This is a genomic window from Vibrio scophthalmi LMG 19158, assembly GCF_000222585.1.
Classification (GTDB): domain Bacteria; phylum Pseudomonadota; class Gammaproteobacteria; order Enterobacterales; family Vibrionaceae; genus Vibrio; species Vibrio scophthalmi.
Genome location: NZ_AFWE01000219.1, coordinates 1 through 1,713, shown reverse-complemented (window position 1 = coordinate 1,713; position 1,713 = coordinate 1). Strand labels below are relative to the sequence as shown.

Here is a 1,713-nt window from a genome sequence, read left to right as displayed (position 1 = left end):
TAACTTTTTCATCTATTTTTTCCTTATCCATTACGGAGATACTCCCTTCCTTAAAATATCTAAATAAGAAGTAATCATCATCGGATAATTCACTATGGATTTTTGATAAATAATATAATTCAGCCTGCGTGTAGTCACTATCTTGACCCGCTTTTGCAAAAATTAGCATTTGCCACTGTATCGAACCGACTGAACCAAGGGCTATTCCTGATTCAAATATAGGATCATGTTTATCTATCTTTTCATAATTGTATTCTATAAGCATCTTAATCGCAGGAATGTAATTATGGTTAGCTGCAATTGTCAGCAAATTTACTGATAACAACTCCAATTCTTCGCTTTCTGCCTTTAACTGTGATGAAGGGGTTTCTTTGACTAGGATTGTTTCTACATAATCCATTAATGGCTGATAGTAGTACTCTTCCGCAAAGCGAATAACTTCATTTACATGATGGTCACGTGATTCTCGAGTCTCGCCAGGGTTATCGATATGTTGCCTTTTTAGTAAATAATACTGTGCCCGTAAATCTCCTTTCTCAGCAAGTTCTTTAAATCCTTGCTGGGCTGTAAGCCAATTTTCCTCAGAACAAGTTTCGATTCCCGTGGGTATCTCTTCACCTATCGATTGACCGACTTGTGAACTCAAAGATCCTTTGCCAAAAAGCCAGCACTCTTCGCCACCATTCGATAGAGCTAATGCCGCAAATGGATTTCCCGCTTGCATCGCTCTGTATAATAGCCCTAATATTTTCGGACGTAATTCCAGATTACTGGCACTAATACGCGCACGCCATACCATGGCATCGGTATTCCCTTGCTCGATTAATGGCTCAAGTAGATCCCCATATCCCGTACCATGCTGTAATTTCATCAAAAACTCATAAAGATCATCCTCAGGTTTAACTGAACTAGAAATATATGGGTCGTCTGACTTCTTATTGATATTATCTTCTATATAACTCTCAAATAGTGGAATATCATCTTGCGGGTTGGGGCCGCACGCTGTAATGCTTAATAGGAGAAAGATACTCGAGCATAATTTCACTAACAGCTTACAATGTAATTTCATCAATACTCCAATTTATAATAATTTCATTAGTTTGTTCTAATCGCCAATGATTTTCAGCCAAATCAGTTTTGCGACTAACGATAGCGAGAGTTCCCTTACCTAGCGACGCATTAGGCACGCATCTCATTGGATACGCAGCATAGTTATAACGCTCAACGCCGCCAATAATCCCTGTCATGATATGGCATTTACGACGAGTTAAAACCATATTCCCACAAAGAATATGCGATAAATATGTGAAGTTATCGATATATTTCATATCACCTGTTTCGTTAATAAACTCAGCCAACTTAAACCACTGCTTTTTATACCCTTCCCACTCTTCAGAATAATCTTTGCTGTATTTTGGCAAATCGGCCATGGCAATTAACGCCTCCTTCCATTGGCGTTGATTGGTTTCATCGCTTTCGGTTTGGTCTTCTGCCAACCACTGCATAATTTTGACTATCGCTTGTGCTTGACTGTTATTATCCCATTCAGCGGTTACCAACTGACCGTTACTGTCTACACGGTTACGAGTTTGCCCTTGGCATAACGCTGTGAGCAAATTCGCCAAGGTTTCTGGAGGCAGTGCAACTATCCATTTTCTAATTAAATCGATTTCATGTTTTTCTGTTTTATTAATATTCATCGCCAAAAACGGG

General features: G+C 39.1%; 1 protein-coding gene and 1 pseudogene. Both read right to left on the bottom strand.

What is annotated here, in order from left to right; all coding sequences use genetic code 11:
• Positions 1 to 1,069 (bottom strand): hypothetical protein (locus RH88_RS20175; protein ID WP_005599517.1); only part of this gene is annotated, 1,069 nt, incomplete at its 3' end.
• Positions 1,053 to 1,713: pseudogene (locus RH88_RS23640) on the bottom strand (LysM domain-containing protein); the annotation flags it as partial. The pseudogene RH88_RS23640 and the gene RH88_RS20175, both read right to left, overlap by 17 nt.